At 59.9% G+C, this 20053-nt stretch carries 12 protein-coding genes; 1 reads left to right on the plus strand and 11 read right to left on the minus strand.

The genetic code is table 11. From position 1 onward, the window contains the following. Positions 1 to 9: 9 nt before the first annotated feature. The gene (locus ACST81_RS27945) at positions 10 to 7560 is read right to left on the minus strand and encodes a cadherin domain-containing protein (protein ID WP_438755068.1); all 7551 of its coding nucleotides are present in this window, start codon (positions 7558 to 7560) and stop codon (positions 10 to 12) included. A gap of 245 nt (positions 7561 to 7805) precedes the next feature. Between ACST81_RS27945 and ACST81_RS27950 the strand changes: the two genes are divergently transcribed. Beyond that, on the plus strand, positions 7806 to 7991 hold the full coding sequence (locus ACST81_RS27950; protein WP_438755070.1) for a hypothetical protein: 186 nt from the start codon (positions 7806 to 7808) through the stop codon (positions 7989 to 7991). Positions 7992 to 8315: 324 nt separating this feature from the next. Here the strand turns inward: ACST81_RS27950 and ACST81_RS27955 are convergent, their stop codons facing one another. The 10 genes from ACST81_RS27955 to ACST81_RS28000 all read right to left on the minus strand — a co-directional run bounded on the left by ACST81_RS27955 (position 8316) and on the right by ACST81_RS28000 (position 19885). Continuing rightward, positions 8316 to 8642, minus strand: coding sequence for a DUF6074 family protein (locus ACST81_RS27955; RefSeq protein ID WP_438755073.1), 327 nt, complete (start codon positions 8640 to 8642; stop codon positions 8316 to 8318). Positions 8643 to 8729: 87 nt separating this feature from the next. Continuing rightward, positions 8730 to 9944: a plasmid replication protein RepC gene (gene repC / locus ACST81_RS27960; RefSeq protein WP_438755075.1), complete on the minus strand. Its 1215-nt coding sequence runs from the start codon at positions 9942 to 9944 to the stop codon at positions 8730 to 8732. A gap of 152 nt (positions 9945 to 10096) precedes the next feature. After that, positions 10097 to 11083, minus strand: a complete 987-nt coding sequence (gene repB / locus ACST81_RS27965) for a plasmid partitioning protein RepB (protein ID WP_438755077.1) — start codon at positions 11081 to 11083, stop codon at positions 10097 to 10099. After that, positions 11080 to 12273 (minus strand): plasmid partitioning protein RepA, encoded by a 1194-nt coding sequence (gene repA, locus ACST81_RS27970; protein ID WP_438755138.1) that lies wholly within the window; start codon positions 12271 to 12273, stop codon positions 11080 to 11082. The genes repB (ACST81_RS27965) and repA (ACST81_RS27970) overlap by 4 nt, the downstream gene beginning before the upstream one ends. A 358-nt stretch (positions 12274 to 12631) precedes the next feature. Then, entirely contained in the window at positions 12632 to 13591 is a 960-nt protein-coding gene (repB, locus tag ACST81_RS27975; protein ID WP_438755079.1) for a plasmid partitioning protein RepB, read from the minus strand. A 71-nt stretch (positions 13592 to 13662) separates the two neighbouring features. After that, the gene (repA, locus tag ACST81_RS27980; protein ID WP_438755081.1) at positions 13663 to 14874 is read right to left on the minus strand and encodes a plasmid partitioning protein RepA; all 1212 of its coding nucleotides are present in this window, start codon (positions 14872 to 14874) and stop codon (positions 13663 to 13665) included. 290 nt (positions 14875 to 15164) lie between these two features. After that, the gene (locus ACST81_RS27985) at positions 15165 to 16184 is read right to left on the minus strand and encodes an ABC transporter permease (RefSeq protein WP_438755083.1); all 1020 of its coding nucleotides are present in this window, start codon (positions 16182 to 16184) and stop codon (positions 15165 to 15167) included. A gap of 39 nt (positions 16185 to 16223) precedes the next feature. After that, the gene (locus ACST81_RS27990; protein WP_438755086.1) at positions 16224 to 17762 is read right to left on the minus strand and encodes a sugar ABC transporter ATP-binding protein; all 1539 of its coding nucleotides are present in this window, start codon (positions 17760 to 17762) and stop codon (positions 16224 to 16226) included. A 143-nt stretch (positions 17763 to 17905) separates the two neighbouring features. Then, positions 17906 to 18835, minus strand: a complete 930-nt coding sequence (locus ACST81_RS27995; protein WP_438755089.1) for a sugar ABC transporter substrate-binding protein — start codon at positions 18833 to 18835, stop codon at positions 17906 to 17908. Between the two features lie 237 nt (positions 18836 to 19072). After that, positions 19073 to 19885: a TIM barrel protein gene (locus ACST81_RS28000; RefSeq protein ID WP_438755092.1), complete on the minus strand. Its 813-nt coding sequence runs from the start codon at positions 19883 to 19885 to the stop codon at positions 19073 to 19075. Positions 19886 to 20053 lie beyond the last annotated feature (168 nt).

Consider the following 20053-nt stretch of genomic DNA (forward strand, 5'->3'; position numbering starts at 1 on the left):
TTCTCGGCATCACAGGACGAAATATCCCTTCGTCAGAGTGACCGCGTCATCGAGATGGATGGCGAAGTCGGCCTTCGCGTCACCATTGACGTCGCCGTAAACATAGGTGTTGGCCGATGTCTTGTAGAAGCGCAGTTCACCCGCCTTGCCGGTGAACTCGGCCGCACCGATGAACGAGAACGCCTGATCGCCCGCGGACTTCGTGCTGGCATCGATCGTTGATAGATCGATCCGGTCGCCCGCGGTGCCCGAGAAGTCGAAGATCGTGTCGCGACCTGTCGAGGAGACCGTCGAGTCACCCAGCGTCTTGAACAGGAAGGTGTCCTTGCCCGCTCCACCCGTCAGGTCGTCGGCGCCGAGACCGCCGTAGAGCGTGTCATTGCCCGCATCGCCGTAGAGCAGGTCGTTGCCGGCATAACCGATCAGCGTGTCGTTGCCAGCGCCGGCGACGATCTTGTCGGCGCCGATACCGCCCTTCAGCGTCTGCGAGGCCGAAGTCCCGGTAATGGTTTCGAGCATGTCGGTCACGCCGATCGTGAAGGTCTTGGTCACCGTCAGGCCGCCGGCATCCTTGACTTCGACCTTGATCGTGTCGCTCTGCACCTTCTCATAATCGATACCCTTGGCAACCTGCAGCTTGTTGCCATCAAGCTTGAACAGACCACCCGCATTGTCGAGCAGCTTGTAAGTCAGCGCCTTGCCTTCCGGATCGAGCGCCGACAGCGTGCCGATCGTGGTGCCGACCTTGGTGTTTTCGGCAACCGTCGCCTTCGACAGGGCGACAGAACCCGGCGCTTCGTTGACGTCGGTGATGCCGATGGTGAAGGTCTTGGTCACCTTCAGGCCGCCGGCGTCTTTGACCTGAACCGTGATCGTGTCCGACTTCAGCTTTTCATAATCGACCGCCTTTGCTAGTTGTAGCTTGTTACCATCGAGCTTGAAGAGACCGCCGGCATTGTCGGTCAGCGTGTAGGTCAGGGCCTTGCCTTCCGGATCGACAGCCGACAGCATGCCGATCGTGGTGCCGACCTTGGTGTTCTCGGCCACGGTCGCCTTCGACAGCGCGACAGAACCCGGCGCCTCGTTGACGTCGGTGATGCCGATGGTGAAGGTCTTCGTCACCGTCAGGCCGCCGGCGTCTTTGACCTGAACCGTGATCGTGTCCGACTTCAGCTTTTCATAATCGACCGCCTTTGCTAGTTGTAGCTTGTTACCATCGAGCTTGAAGAGACCGCCGGCATTGTCGGTCAGCGTGTAGGTCAGGGCCTTGCCTTCCGGATCGACAGCCGACAGCATGCCGATCGTGGTGCCGACCTTGGTGTTCTCGGCCACGGTCGCCTTCGACAGCGCGACAGAACCCGGCGCCTCGTTGACGTCGGTGATGCCGATGGTGAAGGTCTTCGTCACCGTCAGGCCGCCGGCGTCTTTGACCTGAACCGTGATCGTGTCCGACTTCAGCTTTTCATAATCGACCGCCTTTGCTAGTTGTAGCTTGTTACCATCGAGCTTGAAGAGACCGCCGGCATTGTCGGTCAGCGTGTAGGTCAGGGCCTTGCCTTCCGGATCGACAGCCGACAGCATGCCGATCGTGGTGCCGACCTTGGTGTTCTCGGCCACGGTCGCCTTCGACAGCGCGACAGAACCCGGCGCCTCGTTGACGTCGGTGATGCCGATCGTGAAGGTCTTCGTCACCGTCAGGCCGCCGGCGTCCTTGACCTCGACCGTGATCGTGTCCGACTTCAGCTTTTCGTAGTCGACCGCCTTTGCCAGCTGCAGCTTGTTGCCGTCCAACTTGAACAGGCCACCGGCATTGTCGGTCAGCGTGTAGGTCAACGCCTTGCCTTCCGGATCGACCGCAGAGAGCGTGCCGATCGTTGTGCCGACCTTGGTGTTTTCGGCAACCGTCGCCTTCGACAGCGTGACCGAACCCGGTGCTTCGTTGACGTCGGTGATGCCGATGGTGAAGGTTTTGGTCACTGTCAGGCCGGCCGCATCCTTCACCTGAACCGTGATCGTGTCCGACTTCAGCTTTTCGTAATCGACCGCTTTCGCCAACTGCAGCTTGTTGCCGTCGAGCTTGAAGAGACCGCCGGCATTGTCGGTCAACGTGTAGGTCAACGCCTTGCCTTCCGGATCGACCGCAGAGAGCGTGCCGATCGTGGTTCCGACCTTGGTGTTTTCGGCCACAGTTGCCTTCGACAGCGTGACCGAACCGGGTGCTTCGTTGACGTCGGAGACACCGATCGTGAAGGTCTTCTCCGTGACGTTGCCGCCGACGTCGATCGCCTCGACCTTGATCGTATAGCCCTTCGCGGTTTCGTAATCGAGCACCTTGGCGACCTGCAGCTTGTTATCGACGATCTTGAACATGCCGCCCGGGTTGGACGACAGGTTGTAGACGACATCGCCGCCTTCCGGATCGATGGCGGACAGCATGCCGACCGTGGTGCCGACCTTGGTGTTCTCGGCCACCGTCGCCTTCGACAGCGTGACCGAGACTGGAGCCTCATCGATATTCGTCACCTTGATCGTGAAGTTCTTCGACGTCGTGTTACCGGCCGCGTCCTTGACCAGGACGGTGATCGGATGGTTCTTCACCGTCTCGTAGTCCAGGCCTGCCTTGACGCGCAGCTGGTTGCCGACGATCTCGAACTTGCCATCCGGGTTGGAGCCGAGGCTGTAGCTGAGCGAGCCACCTTCCGGATCGGCCGCCGACAGCGTGCCGATGACCGTGCCGACCGCTGCATTTTCCGCAACCGTGGCCTTGCTGAGGGCAAGGTTGACCGGGGCTTCGTTGACGTCGGTGACGCCGATGGTGAAGGTCTTATCCGTCGTGCTGCCGAACGTGTCGGTCACCCGAACGGTGATTTCATGCGATTGCGCAGTTTCGAAATCGACGCCGGCCTTGAGACGCAGCTCATTGCCGACGATCTCGAACTTGTCGCTGACGGCGCCGGTGAGCGCGAAGCTGACCGTTCCGCCATCCGGATCCACCGCCGAGAGCGTGCCGATCACGGTTCCGACCGCAGCATTTTCGGCAACGGAAGCGTTCGAAAGCTGGATGTTTTCGGGCGGCTCGCCGACCACTTCCTCGCTGCCATCCGAGAGATCGACGATGACATCCTTGAAGCGCAGGAATTCGACGCCGGTGAGTGTATCGCTGGTGCCGGCCGCCTTGTCGAGCACCGTGAAGGTGCCGTCCTCGTTGTCAGTGACAGTGTAGCCGGACTTGAAGTCACTATAAACAGCGACGTCGGAGCCGAAACCGCCGGAGATGATGTTGTTGCCCGCACCACCGGTAATGGTGTCGTCACCGCCGCCGCCCGAGAGCAGGTCGTTTCCGGCCCCGCCTTCGATCTCGTCGCCGTATTGGGTGCCGGCATAGATATCCGCGCCGGCCGAGCCGATGAAGTGCTGGGCATAGGCGTCCAGGCCATCGGCGATCTTGTCGAGCGCTGCCGCAACCTTGGCGGCTGTCGCCGGGTCGGTCGAATTGCCATACATATGGGCAATACCGAACAGATGGACGAGACCGTTGGCTTCGATCTCGGCCTCTTCCGTCGGATTGCTCGGAACGCCATTGACAAAGTCGAGGCCGGTGATTTTCAGCGTCGTGTCGGCACCGGTGAAGGCACCATTGCCGTTGAAGCTGCCGGAACCGCGCGTCCCGAACTCGATCGTGTTGATCTCGCCGGCAATCGTATGCGTGCCGAAATTGTAGGAGAGGTCGCCACGCGCGAGCACGTATTTCGAGGTGGCCGACGTGCCGTAGCCGATGAACATTTCCTCACCGGCAAATAGACCGCTGTTATCGAAGGACGGGAAGCCGCCGCCGGCCGTATCCGAGATGAAGCCACCGCGCATATAGGCTTCGAAATCGACGCCCGCGATGCCCGAGCCGGACACATCGATGGTGATCGTACCCTTCGATGGTTCCGTCGGCGCATCGTCGATGTCGTTGACGTCGATCGTGAAGGTTTCCTGCGTCTGGTTGCCGCCCGCATCGGAGGCGATGATTTTGATTTCATGCGAGGACGCGGTCTCGAAGTCGATCGCACCCTTCACCCGCACCTCATTGCCGACGATCTCGAAGAAATCGCTCGGCTCCGCCAGCGTGTAGGTGACGGCGCCACCTTCCGGGTCGGTGGCCGACAGGGTGCCGACCACCGTGCCGACAGCGCTGTTTTCGTCGATATCGTCGTTCGACAAAGCAAGGTTGGTCGGCGCCAAATCCGGCGTATCGACGGTGATCGAAAGATCCTTCTCGAACGTGTTGCCGGCGCCATCGGTCACCTTGACGCGCACGGTGTAGCTGCTGGCATCGAGCACGCCCGCGAGCTTGATCGCGGAACCGTCGAGCACGAACAGGCCGCCGGCATCGTCGATCAGCGAGAAGGAATGCGTGTCGCCGGAATCCTGATCCGTGACCTGCAGCGAGCCGACGACCTCGCCGACCGTAGCATTGCCCGCCACATGCGCATCGTCGAGCGCAACATTGGTCGGCGTATAGTTCGCCTGGTGCGTGGAGAGATTGTAGGTGAGGTTGTTGAACTTGAGGATTTCGACATTGCTGAGCGTATCGGCGCCCGTTCCCCCCGTCGAGCGGTTGTCGGTGACCGTGATCGAGCCGTCGCCATTGACCGTGAAGCCGTAATTGCCGCTCGGACCGCCGAACGTGCCGTCGAATACAACGGTATCGGTGCCTGCGCCGCCGTCGATCGTGTCGTTACCGCCGCCGCCGGCCAGCGTGTCATTGCCCTCGCCGCCATTGATGGTGTCGGCGAATTTCGAGCCAGTGAACGTGTCGTTACCGTCCGAACCGGTGAAATTTTGGGCAAAGCGGTCCAGCAGGTCGTGCAGTGTCGAGACCTGCCCCTTCTGGAGAGCGTAATAGAGCGCCGAAACGAAATTGTTCGACGAGCTGCCGCCGCCCGCACCGGCCGCGGTGGTGATATCGAAACCGGAAATCTTCAGGAGTTGCTCGAACGCCGTGTAGAGTTCCGTTCCGGAAGCCGGCGCCGTGCCGGTGACGTTGCCGAAGGTGATCGAATTGACCGAGCCCGAGATATAGCCGTGGGCGTTGGGAAACTGCGACTGGAGATGGATGGAATCGTAGGAAAGATCCTCGCCGTCGATGGACACGACATGGGTTGCAGCCGACGTGTTCGACGATCCCGAGTCACGATAGCGGAACGTGACCTGGTCGCCGTTGTAATAGCCATAAGAGCCGTCCGGCGTGCCACCGTGAAAAGCGGACGAACCGTTCAGCGCCACTTCGGCGAAATATTCCGCGAAATAGGTGTCGAAATTGATGCCATCCAGCGCCGAGGCGTCGATGTTGATCGTCGCACGCTCCTGCACATCGACTGTGAAGGTTTCCTTGTAGCTGTTGCCGGCGCTGTCGGTGACGGTGACGTCGACCGAATGGCTGGTCGCCTGGCTGTAATCGAGGCTTGAGGCGAGCACGAGCCGGGTGATACCGGCAACGGTTTCGATGGCAAACTTGCCGATTGCGTCGTTGCTCAACGTATAGGTCAGCGTGCCGCCTTCCGCATCGGTCGTCGTCAGAACACCAATGGCGGTCCCGATCGGCGAGGTTTCACTGATGCGGGTGGAATTCAGCGCGATATCGGTTGGCGTATAGTTGGCCTGATGTGTCGTCAGGTTATAGGTGAGGTTGCTGAACTTCAGGATTTCGACATTGCTGATCGTGTCGGCCCCGGTTCCGCCGGTCGAACGGTTGTCGGTGACCGTGATCGAGCCGTCGCCGTTGACCGTGAAGCCGTAATTGCTGCTCGGACCGCCGAACGTACCGTCGAAAACAACGGTATCCGTGCCGGCGCCACCATCTATTATGTCGTCTCCGGCACCGCCGGTGATCGTGTCGGAGCCGTCGCCACCATTGATGGTGTCGTCCCCCTCCCCTCCGCTCAGTACGTCATTGCCGTCACCGCCATTAATGACATCGGCAAATGCCGATCCGGTGAACGTGTCGTTGCCGGTCGAGCCGGTGAAGTTCTGGGCGTAGTTCGACATGGCAGCGTAAATTGCTGTCGCGTTGCCGGTCTGCACGGCGCTGTAGAGCGCATAGATCAGGTTGAGCTGGGCGACATGACCCGTGCCGACCGCCGCCGTCAGGTCGAAGCCGGAAATCTTGAGCTGTTCGGACAGACCCTGTAGCAGACCGGAATCGCCGATGCCGGCCGTACCGGTGGTGACGCCCTCGACCCACTGGCCGAAGGTCAGGCTCTGGAGCGAGCCGGAAATACCGTGGCCGTTGGCCGTACCGGAATGGATGTAGTCATAGGCGAGGTCCGTGCCTTCGAGGACCACGCGATCGGTGGTCGCGACGCCGCCTTCCTTGTAATTGAAGGCGATCTGCTCGCCGCTGACATTCTGCGGGCTACCGTAGAAGATGTCCGGCGTGCCGCCGTAGAAGGTAAAGGCACTGTTGCCCAGGCCGGAGAAATAGGTGGAAATGAAGGTCGCGAAGTCGATACCGCCGGCGACGCCGGAGGCATCGATCGTCAGCGTACCTTCCGGCGCATCGAAAGCGTCGGCATGCTGGATGGTGAAGGTCTTGTTGGTCGTGTTGCCATTGGCGTCGGCGACCTGGACGGTGATCTCGTAGCTCTTGCTGACGGCGGTCTCGTAGTCGCCGAGCTGCTGGGCGAGTTTCACCTTGTTGCCATCGAGCACGAACAGGCCGTCCGCGTCGTCGAGTAGCGTATAGGTGAGCACGCCACCTTCCGGGTCGGTTGACGCGAGATTGCCGACCAGCGTGCCGGCCGCCGAATTTTCAGCGACGGCGATCGCCTGCAGTGTCGGAACATAGGGCGAGGACAGCGTCGGGGTGCTGGGCGCTTCATCGACATTGTCGATGGCGATCGTATATTCCTGCGAGGTCGCGTTGCCGAAACTGTCGGTCGCGATCACCTTGATCAGGTGCGAGGCCGCGGCCTCATAATTGACGCCGGCCTTGAGGCGCAGTTCGTTACCGACGATCTCGAACTTGTTGCCGGTATTGGTATCGAGCGTATAGGTGATCGCGTCACCATCCGCATCGACCGCCGACAGGAGGCCGACAACCGTGCCGATGGCCGAGTTTTCGGCGATCGAGGTGGCGGAGAGCTCGATGTCGGTCGGCGCGGTGTTGACGACATCCTCTTCGATGGCGACCGGCAGGACGATGCCTTCCTCGTATTCGATATTGTCATAGGTCGGACCGTAGGCCGTTGCGAAACCGAAATCGTAGGAGGCGAGATCACCGAAATCGATATCCGAAAGCGCGACGATCTTGAACGTGAAGCTCGATGTGGACGCATCGAAGCTGATGCCTTCCTCGGCCGTGCCCGACAGGCCGTCATACTGCCAGCCGAACAGCGTGATCGCGTCTTCTCCGTTGATCTGCGGTGGCACCAGGAAGAAGTTCCACAGGCCGTCCGGATCCGAGACGGTGACCGTCGCAACAACCGTTCCGGCAGCGATCTGCGGATCGAAACTGTTGTCATCAATGGTGATTGTGGTCCCTTGCGGCGTGGTGATCGAGGCATTTGCCATCTGAAAAATCCTTTAGAATATTGAAGGGCACGGGTGCCCCTGGGCGGTATGGCATGGGCTGTCCCGATCCTCGGCTGCCCCAAGGATCGGGACGGCGGTCTTCAAAGGTGCGGGTGGCCACGGTCCCGCCGCAGCCGGCCCGCTGAAACCAGAGATGAGACGAAGGGGGATACTGGCCGCGTCGCCATCGTCATCGTCTTTCCTGATTCTGGATGGAGCACTTCCTGTCTCGGGAAAGTCGGTGAATGGCCAGCCGGGCGGCCTTCGGCCGGTGTCGAGCGAACGCCAGTCTTTGTGAACAGGCCCGCGCGACACCGGAAATCGGCGCGCATATCCTTGATGATGGTATTCATGGCTTCCCCCAAACCGGCGCGAAGCAAAGCTTCGCCGTCCGCGCGGCTGAATGCTGCACGGGCCGAAAAGATCAATGACGATGGTTTGGGTTTGCTCGCACCGACCGCGTTTCGAAACCAAGCGGGGTCAACCGGGCATGCCTAGATTGCGGGATCGCAACGACTGGATTTCCAGGACGCGCGGAGCCGGGGATGAAAGCCGGAAAACCGTGCCCCTGCAGCGGTCCTCAGAATTTCTTTACCTTGGGGAAAGGTTTAGATATCCTGATTTTTAGAGTCAAGTATATCTATGGCATTTGGTCGAAAAATTATCGACCTGCATCGAAGGTGCACTTTTCAGGCTTTGCTGACAACGCTTGCGTCGCTCCGCTGGGTGTTGGACCCAGCAATCGAAAAAAGCCTTTATGGCAGACGGTAGCCGACTTCGGCCTCCGCTGCCAGGCGATCGGAATAACGCCGCATCATTTCGACCTGAACTTCCGTCTGGAAAGCCATTACCTGCTGGCTGATCGCATCGTCGGTGCAGCCCAGCGCGCGCAAATTTTCCGCAAGCGCCCGGCATTCGGTCTTCCAGTACTGGAGCGCCGCATCGCCGTGGATGTTTTCGAGTTCGGAAGCACAACGCCTGACGGTGTTCACCTGTCCGGCCAGGGGAAACGGCACGACCCGTTCGTTCTTCTCCGAAAAACACACATCCCTCAACGCAGCACTCATCAGGCGGTTCTCCATGTTGCTGATTCTGATTTACAAAGCATATAGTTAACGCTTCGTATCCGAACCGGCCCGCCCGCCCGATTCCTGTTCCAAAAAGCAATTTCAGCCCACCTTTCCGAGCGCGTGACCATTCGCGCGCAGCAATGCCATGATCATCGGACCGAGGGAAAACTCTCCCCTCTCCGCCCGGCGCGTCAGGTCACGGAGATAGCCGCCGGCCGAATTGATCTGGCCGCCGCGCTCGAGAATGCAGGCCATGACAGCCGCCGCATTTTCAGGCCCGAGCACTTCGCAAGCCTGCTGATAAGCGCTCGGGCTGACGCCGAGCATTGAGCGGAGCACCACGGCCGCCGTCATCATCTCGCGCCAACTGGAAATCGCCCCCCCAGGTCCATAGGCTGATATTTCCGGGCAGGCCGTCAGCACCATGCCCAATGGGAACGCCTTCGGCGGTTCAAATCGTCGCCGTGGCTCCTCCACCGGATTTTCGCCCGGCTCTTTTTCGTGAGCAGGTTCAAGTTCAGGAATAAAGTCGGGATTTGAATTCTGTATGTGCCGACCGAAATGGCCGTCATTGCCGTCCGATTTCTGCATTTTCATCTGCATTTCCAGGCAATTGACGATCTCCTCGCGCAGCATCTCCATCTCATCGAGGACCGGCGCCAGAATTGCCGCCGAAGCTACGCGCGGAACGGCCGCGACCAAACCTCGGAACTGCAGGTAAATCTGCCCCCAATTACCCGAAACGCCTTCCTCAACCGCCGTTTCGATCAGCTTGGCGATATCGCGGCGGCAAAGGGTCATACGCTCGCGCATCTGCTGCAGGTGAAGCCGCTCCGCCACGACCTGGGCCGCCAGCCCTTCGATCTCCCCCGCACGCGCGACGAGAGGCGCCAACGAGAAACCAAAGGCCTCATTGATCTCCCCTGCCCTGTCCTTGCGGGCGTAGCGTTTGCCATTGGGGCTGTCTTTGCGGATCAACAGCCCGGTCTCGACCAGCGCGGCCAGATGCCGCCGCAGCGTCGTCTCGGCCATGCCATGCGTCCGCAGCGACAACTGCGTGTTTGACGGAAACACGACAAGGCCGTTTTCCGTGCTCAGATGACTGTGCGGATAGAAACTGAGCAGTGCGTTCAGCACTGCCAGCGCACGATCCGACACGCCAAGCAGAGGTTTTGCCTCGCACAGCGCCCGGAACAGTTTCCATTTCTCGATCGAACGATCGTGTTCGATCTCGCCCACCATCATCTGGCTTGCGAGCATGCCAAGCGTCAACGGCCGGCGCCCAAAGGGCGTCGTCACGCGTGTCGTCTCCATTGCTTTCACCTTTCACAAGGCAAAAGAAATCTGCTCACCAAAACGGTGCCAAGACTCTTGACTATGATTCGCGGAAATGTGATTCTCTAATTGCTACATACAGAGAAGGGCTTCCACGACGGCAACGTTTGGGGGCCTTTTTCTTTTGCGGGTCAGTCTCCTGCGTTGATCTTTTTGAACTCTCGGTAAAGCTCGTCGAGCCTTCCCGTGATAAAAGCCCCAAAATCCGGCGCTTCCTCAGCCTTGAATGCAAGCGTGTAGGACCGTTCGCCGGCCTTCATGCTCGCGGAAATCCTTGCGCCCCTACCCGGCTTCCAGCTCTCCGACACGGTTTTTACCGCTTTCCGCTCGGCGAGGTTCACGACAACCATGTCGAATCGCTCGTCCGACGATGCACGGATGAAGTCTGGACGTTGAAACAACAGCTCAAGCCTTGCCACATGTTTCGGGCTCAGCGTTTCCGACAGCGCAATCCAGCGGCGCCGGCCGACCGACGGTGCGTTGCCGATGGCCCGGATGACGTGATCCGGAACGGCGCGTGCCACCGAAATCAGCTTCGAAAGCTCCGTCTTGTCGGTCGACAGGGCACGCATGATGACGCTGCGCTCGAAACCACGCGCCTCCAGCGTCAGGGCGAACAAGGCACGTTCGATATAGGACAGGTTCTGGCGCGCCGAATTCTCGATGCCTTGGGCAATGACGACATCGGTATCCGCGAGCGGCCTGATGACCGCGCGGACCGGACGGCCGAGCAGGCGGGCGGCCTGCAAGCGCCTGTGGCCATAGGCGACCTGATAGCGTCCTTTCCGCTCTGGATGTTCCCGCACCAGGATCGGCACTTCCTGGCCGTTATCTGCGATCGAACGGACGAAATCATCTTCGAGCGAGAGACCGCCTTCGGATAGCCGGTCGCGGACGAAGGACACGTCGATCAGATCCGGATCGAGATCAACGACATGCTCGCCGCTGAGGATCGCCTCCTGCAGCGCCTTGCTCTCCTCCTCCATCCGCCCAAGCGTCAGCGCCATGGTGCGCACCGGCCCGGCCGGTCCACGGGGCGCTTCGTCGCGAAAGTTGGCCGCGGCCAACTCTTCCACCGTGTCGTCGAAAATTCCCTTGAGGCGATCCTTCCGGCTCATCGGCGCCCCCATGCCCGGTGGATGCCGGCCAGCACTTCGCCATTGGCCGCGTTCACCGATTCCAGCGCGCGATCATAGGTGGACTTGCGCACCTGGCCGCGCTCGATCTCGTAGAGCGACTGCTTCGTCAGCCCGGCATCGGCGATCGACGTCGACTTGAGGATCGTCGCCGTCAGCACGTCATCGCTGAACAGATTGCGCAACAGCGCGACGATCTGCGATTGCGGCGCGTCGAACGGCTCATGCCTTGTCACGACATATTTGATGAAATCATGCTGCAGATCACCGCCGGCCTTGCGTACGACGGAGAGGAGATCCGATGTCATCAGCAGGAATTGCGACATGGAGGCGACATCGACCATTTGCGGATGAATGGTGATCAGAAGCGATGTCGCGGCACAGACGGCACCGAGCGTGAGGTAGCCGAGTTGCGGCGGGCAATCGATGACGACGATATCGTAATCCTGCTCCACCTCGCCGATCGTCGTGCCGACGCGCTTGAAGAACAATTCACCGCCGGTGCGCTGGCGGTCCGCCAACGATCCTGGCGTCTCATGTTCGAATTCCATCAATTCCAGATTTCCCGGAACGAGATCCAGACCGTCGAAATAGGTCTTACGGATGATGTGGCTCAGCGGCCTGCGCTTGGCATCGTAGCGGATCGCGCCATACAGCGTGTCACCGTCCTCGAGATCGAACTCCGGCTGCACGCCGAGCATCGACGACAAGGACGCCTGCGGATCGAGATCGATCGCCAGTACGCGGTAACCGTTCAGCGCCAGATATTGCGCGAGATAGAGCGAGGTCGTCGTCTTGGCCGATCCGCCCTTGAAGTTCGTAACGGCGATCGTCTGCAACTTCTCGCCGGGCTGACGGCGCGGCAGATAAAAGAGGGCGTCCTTCGGCTTGATCGAGGCCATGTGATGGCGAAGCTCGTTGATCTGGCGAAGCGTGTAGGAGCGGCGGCCATTGCTGCTGAGCTGCGGTGTCGGCCCCTTGCCATCGAGGGACAATTGTCGAAGATATCCATCGGATACGCCGATCAACTGCGCGGCCTCGCCGGAGCTGAAGGTGCGCAAGGTCTTCTGGGCAGCCGGCGGGAACAGCCGGTCACGCAGAAGCTTCAGCTGCCGTGAAAGCTGCTTGGCATGCCGCTCGATGCGGATATCTGTCGTCGCAACGGTTTCCATGTCCACGGAAGCGTATTCCCTTTGATGCGGTTTTTTAGCGTTCGGAACGCTAAAACCGTACCAGAGCATGCCACGATTCGGGTGCCCCGACAATTCAGCCAAAACACCCTAGTTTTCAGGTCTTGCAGCCTGACTTTCATTAGAAATTAAGTAGCCGCTGGAGACGGCCGAGTCACTTTCCGCTCGCCGGGGATCATTGGGCGTCCAACAGCATTTTTGTGTTTGACTTGGCAGGCTTTGCGTGACGCAAGGCGTCCGGCAATTGCGCAGGGCAAAGCACCGCTTTTCACTATGTCCGCCAAAACAAAACAGCGGCAGGATATACACACCGCTTCAGCTCAAGACCGAGAACCGAAGCTCAGTCCTTGTCTTCCCGGGAGAACCGCTCGTAGAGTTCATCGAGATTATCGGCGAGGAACTCACCGAACTTCACGGCGTTTCGGGCTTTCAGGGACAGCGAGAAGCCGGTGCTGTCGCTCTTGATCTGTGCCGACACGCTTTTGTCCACCGGCGCCCATGTGCTGCCGGCCGCGACCGATTTCGTCACCCGCTTGGCAGTGGTCTTCAACCCCGTCAGAAGCGTGTTGAAACGGGCACTGCTGTCAAGCCGCAGCGTCACCGGTTCGCTGAGAATATTCCTGGCCTTTGCCAGATTGCCCTGCTTGCCGATCACCAAAGACAGCTCCAGCCAGCGCTCGCGACCGATGGCGGTGGCAGATCCGATCTGCTCGATCAACTCGGCCGGAATGCGTTCCGTCACGCTCATCATCTTCGAGACGGATGCCGCATTGGCCGAGAGAGCCGACATGATGGTCTCGCGGTCGTAGCCAAGGTCGTCGAGGCGCTTGGCAAAGGCGGCGCGCTCGATGAAGGTCAGGTTGGCGCGAGCCGAGTTTTCCTGTCCCTGGGCGATCACATGCGTGCGATCGTCCAGCGCCTTGATCACCGCGCGGACGGGCCGGCCGAGTTGCCGTGCGGCGCGCACACGACGATGACCGAAGACGATCTGGTAACGGCCATCGGTCTGCGGGTGAGGGCGCACCAGAACGGGCGAATCCTGTCCTCGTTCCTGCATGGCGCGCAGTAGATCCTGGAACTGTTCGCTGTCGTCGTCCATGCGGTCGGTGACAAACGAGCCGTCGATCGTATCGGGATCGATCTCGACGACCGTCTCGCCTTCCATCAGCTTTTCGGCCTGCTTTGCCAGTTCGTCGATCGAGCGGATCATCGTCTTCGATGCGCCGCGCATCGGATAGGCCGGCGTATCTGTACTATCGTCCTGATCCATGAGGCCTGCGAGCAAATTTTTCCGGGCCATGTATCGCTCCAAACAGTGGCTAGAGAATTGAATTGACGAGAAAAAAGGCAGAATTTGTCAGCTGACAAAAACTACCTCCTCCAGGAGGCGTGAATCAGCGCGGCAATCTCGGCGTTGACGGTATCAACCGACTCGATGGCGCGCTCATAGGTCGAACGGATCATCTGCGCCCTTTCCACCTCGTACAAGGTCTGCTTGGTGATGCCGGCATCGGAAATCGCCGTGGATTTCAGCATCTGGTTCTTCAGCATGTTCTGGTTGAACATCGACTGCATGAACCCGACCATCTGCGCCTGCGGCACGTCGGTCGGCTCGTAGCGGGTGATCAGATAGCGGTACCATTCGAGATTGACCGCGGCGCCGGCAGCGCGGATCGGTTTCAGGATACCGCCGAGCATCAACAGGAACTGTCCCATGGACATCACGTCCAGCATCTGCGGATGGATGGTGATCAGCACGCTGGTCGCGGCCGTCAGCGCCGTGATCGTCAAGTAACCGAGTTGGGGAGGACAGTCGATGACGACGACGTCGTAGCGATCATCGACCTCGGCGAGCGCCTTGCCGATGCGGGTGAAGAAGGTCTTGCCTTCCGTCGATCCCTTGTTGCTCATCGCCAGCGGCGTGTCGTATTCGAATTCCTGTAGCTCGAGATTGGCCGGCACGATGTCGAGACCCGGAAAGTTCGTCGAGTGGATGATGTCGGCGAGCGGCTTTTTTTCGTCGTCGTAGCGAATGGCGTCGTAGAGCGACGGCGTCTGGTCGCGCTCCGGCTGGAAACCGTGCAGCGAAGACAGCGAGCCCTGCGGGTCGAGATCGACGGCGAGAACACGGTGGCCGGTCAAAGCGAGATACTGGGCAAGGTGCGCCGCCGTCGTGGTCTTGCCCGAGCCGCCCTTGAAGTTGACGACGGCCAGCACTTGCAGCTTTTCGCCGGGCCGCCGGTGCGGCACATACATCTTCGCTTCCGAACGGCCGTTCTGGTCGAGATATTCGCGCAGTTCCAGCATCTGCTCAGCGCGGTAGGTCCGGCGGCCGGTCGGCGATGTCTGCGGGGCAGGGCCTTTGCCCTCAAGATGCAGCTTCTTCAAATGGCTCTGCGAAACGCCGAGATAGGAGGCCACTTCAGCCAGGTTGAAGGAGCGTAGGTTCTTTCGAGCATTGGGCGGGAAGCGCTGGACGCTCAGCAGATGCAGCTTCTTGGAGATCAGGTCGCCCTGCTCGAGAATCTGATCTTCGAAGTACTGGGAACCGGATTCTACGAAAATGGTCGAATTAGCGTTCATTGGCGACATGCTTTCGAATAACGATTTTTTGGCGATATTCTGCCGATAACCGTTACTAACTCCGCATCGTGTCACAGACAAGAAATTTAGAGTTAACGGAAAGTTACACCGCTGTTTTCAAACGATTTTATCTTTAATGACGCCAAGATAGGGCAGGGGAGGGGACAACAAGGCGCGGCAGCAGCATGTTGCCGCTACCGCACTCTTCGAGAGCCGGCCGATTCGACCGGCCCATTCACCGCTGCCTCGCTGCCCGGGGAGATGCGGGCAACAAAGACTGCAGCGATCTATCAGACCGTCTTGCGCTTCTTCTGGCGGTAAACATCAACCACGACAGCGGCGATGATGATCAGGCCTTTGACGATCTGCTGGTAATAGGCGTCGACACGCAGGAAGGTGAAGCCGGAGGTCATGACGCCGAGGATCACCGTGCCAATGACCGTACCCGTGATGCGACCAACGCCGCCAGTCAAAGACGTGCCGCCGATAACAGTGGCTGCAATAGCATCGAGTTCGTACATCACCCCCATGCCGGCCTGAGCCGTCTGTGCGCGGGCTGCCGTGACGACACCGGCAAGCCCGGCCAACATGCCGGCAATGGCGTAAACCTTGACCAGATGCGCTTCAACATTGATGCCGGATACACGGGCGGCCTGGACGTTGGCGCCGATCGCATAGGTGAACTTGCCGTAGCGCGTATAGCGAAGGGCGATGTGGAAGATCAGTGCGACGACGAGGAAAATAACGACCGGCCAGATGCCTGTGCCGATGAAATTGAACTGATCGGTAAGGCCCGAAACCGGCTGCCCCTTCGTGTACCAGTTTGCCACGCCGCGAGCGGAGACCATCATGCCCAGCGTCGCGATGAAGGGCGGTATTTTTGTCCGCGCAATGAGCTGTCCGTTGATAAAGCCCGCGAGCAATCCGATCCCGAGACCAAGCGCGATTGGCACAATGGCCGGCAGATCTGTCAGGGACGGGTAGAGCGCGCGTGCCCATGTTGATGACTGCGCAACGCTTGCCGCGATCATTGCGGTCATGCCGACGACGGAGCCCGAGGACAGGTCGATGCCGCCGGTGATGATGACCTGGGTCACGCCGACGGCGATGATGCCGATGACGGAAACCTGCAGGATCATGATCGTCAGGCGCTGCGGGTTCATCAGGAAGCTCTGGCCGATGAAGATCCAGCCGAGCACCTCGTAAACCAGCGCGATACCGAGCAACACCAGGAAGATGTTGAGTTCCGTCGGCAGGCGCCGCTTATGCCCTGCCAACACCGCTGTCGCGGTTTCTACCTTGGTATTCATTGTCATGTCCTCCCTGATGGTATTTCTAAAAGCGCGCCATCACTGCGCTGCAAGTTCCATGACCTTGACCTGGGTCGCTTCCGCCCGGTCGAGGAAGCCGGTCACGCGGCCTTCGTGCATGACCATGACGCGGTCGCTCATGCCAAGAACCTCGGGCATCTCAGACGAAATCATGATGACCGCGACGCCATCACGGGCGAGTTCGGTGACCAGCCGGTGAATCTCCGCCTTGGCGCCGACGTCGATGCCGCGGGTCGGTTCGTCGAGAATGAGAATGCGCGGGTTTGTCAGCAGCCAGCGGCCGATCAAAGCCTTCTGCTGGTTGCCGCCGGAAAGGTTCTCGATGCGCTCCTGCAGGTTCGGCGTCTTGACGCGAAGCTTGCGAGCCATCTCCTCGCATTTTGCGGAAACACCCTTCTGGTCGACGAAGCCCATATTGACGAATTTGTCCTGGAGGACGGCAATCTGCATGTTCTCCAGGACGTCGAGGATCAGCAGGCAGCCCGTGTCCTTGCGGTCCTCGGTAAGAAAGGCCATGCGGTTGCGGATCGCCTCGGTCGGCGAGCCAATCCTGACCGGCTTGCCGTTGATCGCGACCGAACCGGACGTGGCTGGCGTCACCCCAAACAGGGTTTCGGCAACATTCGAACGGCCGGAGCCAACGAGGCCGGCGACGCCGAGGATTTCGCCGGCGCGGACGTCGAAGGACACATCGTGAAAGACATCCTTCAGACAGAGGTTCTTCACCGACAGGACCACGTCGCCGATCGGAACCTCTTCCTTCGGGAACATCTGGGTGATCTCGCGGCCGACCATCATGCGGATGATGTCGTCGCGGGTGACGTCGGTGGAGGCGTGCGTGCCGATATACTTGCCGTCGCGGAACACCGAGAATTCGTCGGCGATCTCGAACAACTCGTTCATCTTGTGCGTGATGTAGACGATGCCGATGCCTTGGGCACGCAGGTCACGAATGATGGTGAAGAGATGGGCGACTTCGCGCTCGGTCAGCGCCGAGGTCGGCTCGTCCATGATCAGCACGTCGGATTCATAGGAAACCGCCTTGGCGATCTCGACCATCTGCCGGTTGGCAATCGACAGATCGCGCACTTCCGACTGCGGATCGAGCGCGATGTTCAGCCGCTTGAACAGGTCTGCCGTCTTGCGGTTCATTTCGCCGTGATCGACGAAACCGAAGCGATTCAGAGGCTCGCGGCGAATCCAGATGTTTTCGGCGATCGTCATGAACGGCATCAGGTTGAGTTCCTGATGGATCATCGCGATGCCGTTTTCCAGCGCGTCCAGCGGTGATTTCAGGCGGATATCCACGCCCTTGAATTTCACGTCACCCTTGTCGGGCGTATAGATGCCGGCGAGGATCTTCATCAGCGTCGACTTGCCGGCACCGTTTTCGCCCATCAACGCATGCACCGTGCCGCGCTTCAGGCGAAACGAGACGTCGTCGAGCGCGACCACGCCCGGAAATTCCTTGCGAACGCCTTCGACGGCAAGCAGATATTCCGCGTTCGGTATTGCGCCGCTGGCGCGAACCGCTGCGATGGTTGTCGGACTGACCATGTTAGATGCCTCCCTGTCGCCGTTTTCGGCCGGAGCCCGCGCCATGCGCGTCGGCTCACCAAGGTTTCCGGCGACACCCCTGGCGGCTGCGGAAACCGGGCAGTCCGGAGCGCGGACAAGCCGCGCCCCGGTATGATGTCGGCTTAGTTCTTGGCCTGATAGTCCTTGAGGTTTTCAGGGGTTACCAACTCGAAGGGAACGTAAACCTTTTTCTCGATCTTTTCACCCTTGGCGAGCTTCAGTGCCGCATCGAGAGCGCCCTGGCCCTGGCCAGCAGCGTTCTGGAACACGGTCACATCGAGGTCGCCCGCAGCCATGGCAGCGAGAGCGTCCTGCGTCGCGTCAACGCCGCCGATGACGACCTTGCTCATGTCCTTTCCGGCTGCCTTCAGCGCCTGGATGGCGCCGATCGCCATTTCGTCGTTGTTGGCGATGACGGCGTCGAATTCCGTGCCAGCCGACAGCCAGTTGGTCACAAGGTCGGCACCTTCGGTGCGCGACCAGTTTGCCGTCTGCTCTTCGACGATTTCGAGACCCTTGCACTCGTCGGTGGCGATGACGTCGTGAACGTCCTTGGTGCGCATGCGGGCGGCCTGGTTGGACAGTTCGCCCATCATCACCACGACCTTGCCCTTGCCGCCGAGGAGCCGGCAGACTTCCTTGGTTTCCAGCGTGCCGGAGTCAGCTTCGTTGGACGCAACGAAAGCCTGGTTGTCCGGCAGTGTGTCGATGTTGACCGGTTCGCGGTTGACGTAGACCAGCGGGATCTTCGCTTCTTCGGCGATCTTCGACATGGCAGCCGTCGCATCGGTGTCGACCGGGTTGACGATGATCGCATCGACGCCGGCAGCGATGAAGTTCTGGATCTGGCTCTGCTGCTTGGCAACGTCGTTCTGCGCGTCTTCGACTTGCAGCGTGACGCCGTCGAGCGTCTTGGCATAGTCCTGCATGCCGTTGCGCAGAACGGTCAGGAAGTTGTCGTCGAACTTCGCCATCGAAACGCCAACGGTTTCGGCGTGTGCTGCGGTCGACATCATCACAGCGAGTGCTGCGCCCAGGATCAGTTTCTTCATGATTTATTCCTCCACAAAACGGTGTCCGGCGGCCACCCTCCACAAGCCGGAAGCATCCCGTTGCCCGGCGATGCCCATTTCCCGTAATCCTGTCTCTCCCGTGACAGGCTCTGCCGTAAAACAGAATAAAAAGACCGATCATTTGTTAATACGGAATATGTATTCCATTTTCTATTTCGAACGTCAAGTGCGCGCCTGCTGATATTCACGCAAAACTTGGCAGGCGCACGCTTGCGCTCAAAGACCGGCCGACAGGTAGGCCATGCTTTCACGTAAGCCCCTGGCGATACCGCTGGACTGATGGATAACCGATGAAAACGGTTCGAAGGAAAAGTGGCCTGAATAGCCGGCGTCTCGTAGCTTCTTTGCCTGGCCGACATTGTCGAGCCTGTCGTCGGCATCGACGAGCACGCGGTGCGGGTCCCGCATTTCCCCGACGGACACGTCCGGATCGGTAACACCGGATATGTGGACAAGTCCCGTCAGCTCTGGATGGAATTTTTCTTCCCCAGCCAGATAATGGTGGAACGTGTCGTGCACCAACTTGAACGCACCCTCTCCGCCGACGGCACGAATGCCTTCCGCAGCTTCCGTTTTGGAACGCAGCGAGCAAATCTCGAAACCGAGAGGCTCGACCAGCCCGATGATGCCGGCGGCTTCAAGCAACGGCTTCAGCGCCGTCAGGGCCTGGCGAAGGTTCGCCTGCCGCTCGCCATCCTTCTGTCCGCTGCCATCATTGACCGGAACCAGCACCAGCGCCTTTGCGCCGCAATCCCTGGCATAGGCGATGAGATCTTGCGCCTCCGCGGCGCGTGCGTCGTTCCATTCATTGAAGCGCTGCAGCGCATTGATCGAGATGATGGTGAGGCCGTGCTTCTGCGCCAGCGCCTTGACGTCGCCCGCCGGGGTGCCGTCGATAATCGCATTGCCGGCGAGATCATTGCGGATCTCGACTGCGGAAATACCCAGCGACGTGGCAAGCTTAAAAAAGTCGTCCAGCGGTAAGGCTGGCGCGGTCATGTGATTGAGGGCGAATGAAACGGCCGTCATGAATGTCTCCTTCTGCAAATGAACTCGAAGGGGAGGGCGAATGCACCGCGCATTCGCAAGCCCAGTCAAGCACAGACGCCATGCCCCTTGGAGACGTGAAGGATCATCAGGTTACCGCGGCGCAGTCAAAGCCGAACGGTCCGCATTGCTTTCATTCATGCGAGAATG

It is taken from the genome of Pararhizobium sp. O133, assembly GCF_051669845.1.
In the GTDB taxonomy this organism is placed as follows: Bacteria; Pseudomonadota; Alphaproteobacteria; order Rhizobiales; family Rhizobiaceae; genus Pararhizobium.

Excerpts from the sequence above, each read along its gene's own strand:
- ACST81_RS27945 (WP_438755068.1), bottom strand. The coding sequence starts at position 7,560 with ATGGCAAATGCCTCGATCACCACGCCGCAAGGGACCACAATCACCATT.
- ACST81_RS27950 (WP_438755070.1), top strand. The coding sequence starts at position 7,806 with ATGGCCAGCCGGGCGGCCTTCGGCCGGTGTCGAGCGAACGCCAGTCTT.
- ACST81_RS27990 (WP_438755086.1), bottom strand. The coding sequence starts at position 17,762 with ATGGTCAGTCCGACAACCATCGCAGCGGTTCGCGCCAGCGGCGCAATA.
- repB (WP_438755077.1), bottom strand. The coding sequence starts at position 11,083 with ATGAGCCGGAAGGATCGCCTCAAGGGAATTTTCGACGACACGGTGGAA.
- ACST81_RS27955 (WP_438755073.1), bottom strand. The coding sequence starts at position 8,642 with ATGGAGAACCGCCTGATGAGTGCTGCGTTGAGGGATGTGTGTTTTTCG.
- repC (WP_438755075.1), bottom strand. The coding sequence starts at position 9,944 with ATGGAGACGACACGCGTGACGACGCCCTTTGGGCGCCGGCCGTTGACG.
- repB (WP_438755079.1), bottom strand. The coding sequence starts at position 13,591 with ATGGCCCGGAAAAATTTGCTCGCAGGCCTCATGGATCAGGACGATAGT.
- repA (WP_438755138.1), bottom strand. The coding sequence starts at position 12,273 with ATGGAAACCGTTGCGACGACAGATATCCGCATCGAGCGGCATGCCAAG.
- ACST81_RS27985 (WP_438755083.1), bottom strand. The coding sequence starts at position 16,184 with ATGAATACCAAGGTAGAAACCGCGACAGCGGTGTTGGCAGGGCATAAG.
- repA (WP_438755081.1), bottom strand. The coding sequence starts at position 14,874 with ATGAACGCTAATTCGACCATTTTCGTAGAATCCGGTTCCCAGTACTTC.
- ACST81_RS27995 (WP_438755089.1), bottom strand. The coding sequence starts at position 18,835 with ATGAAGAAACTGATCCTGGGCGCAGCACTCGCTGTGATGATGTCGACC.
- ACST81_RS28000 (WP_438755092.1), bottom strand. The coding sequence starts at position 19,885 with ATGACGGCCGTTTCATTCGCCCTCAATCACATGACCGCGCCAGCCTTA.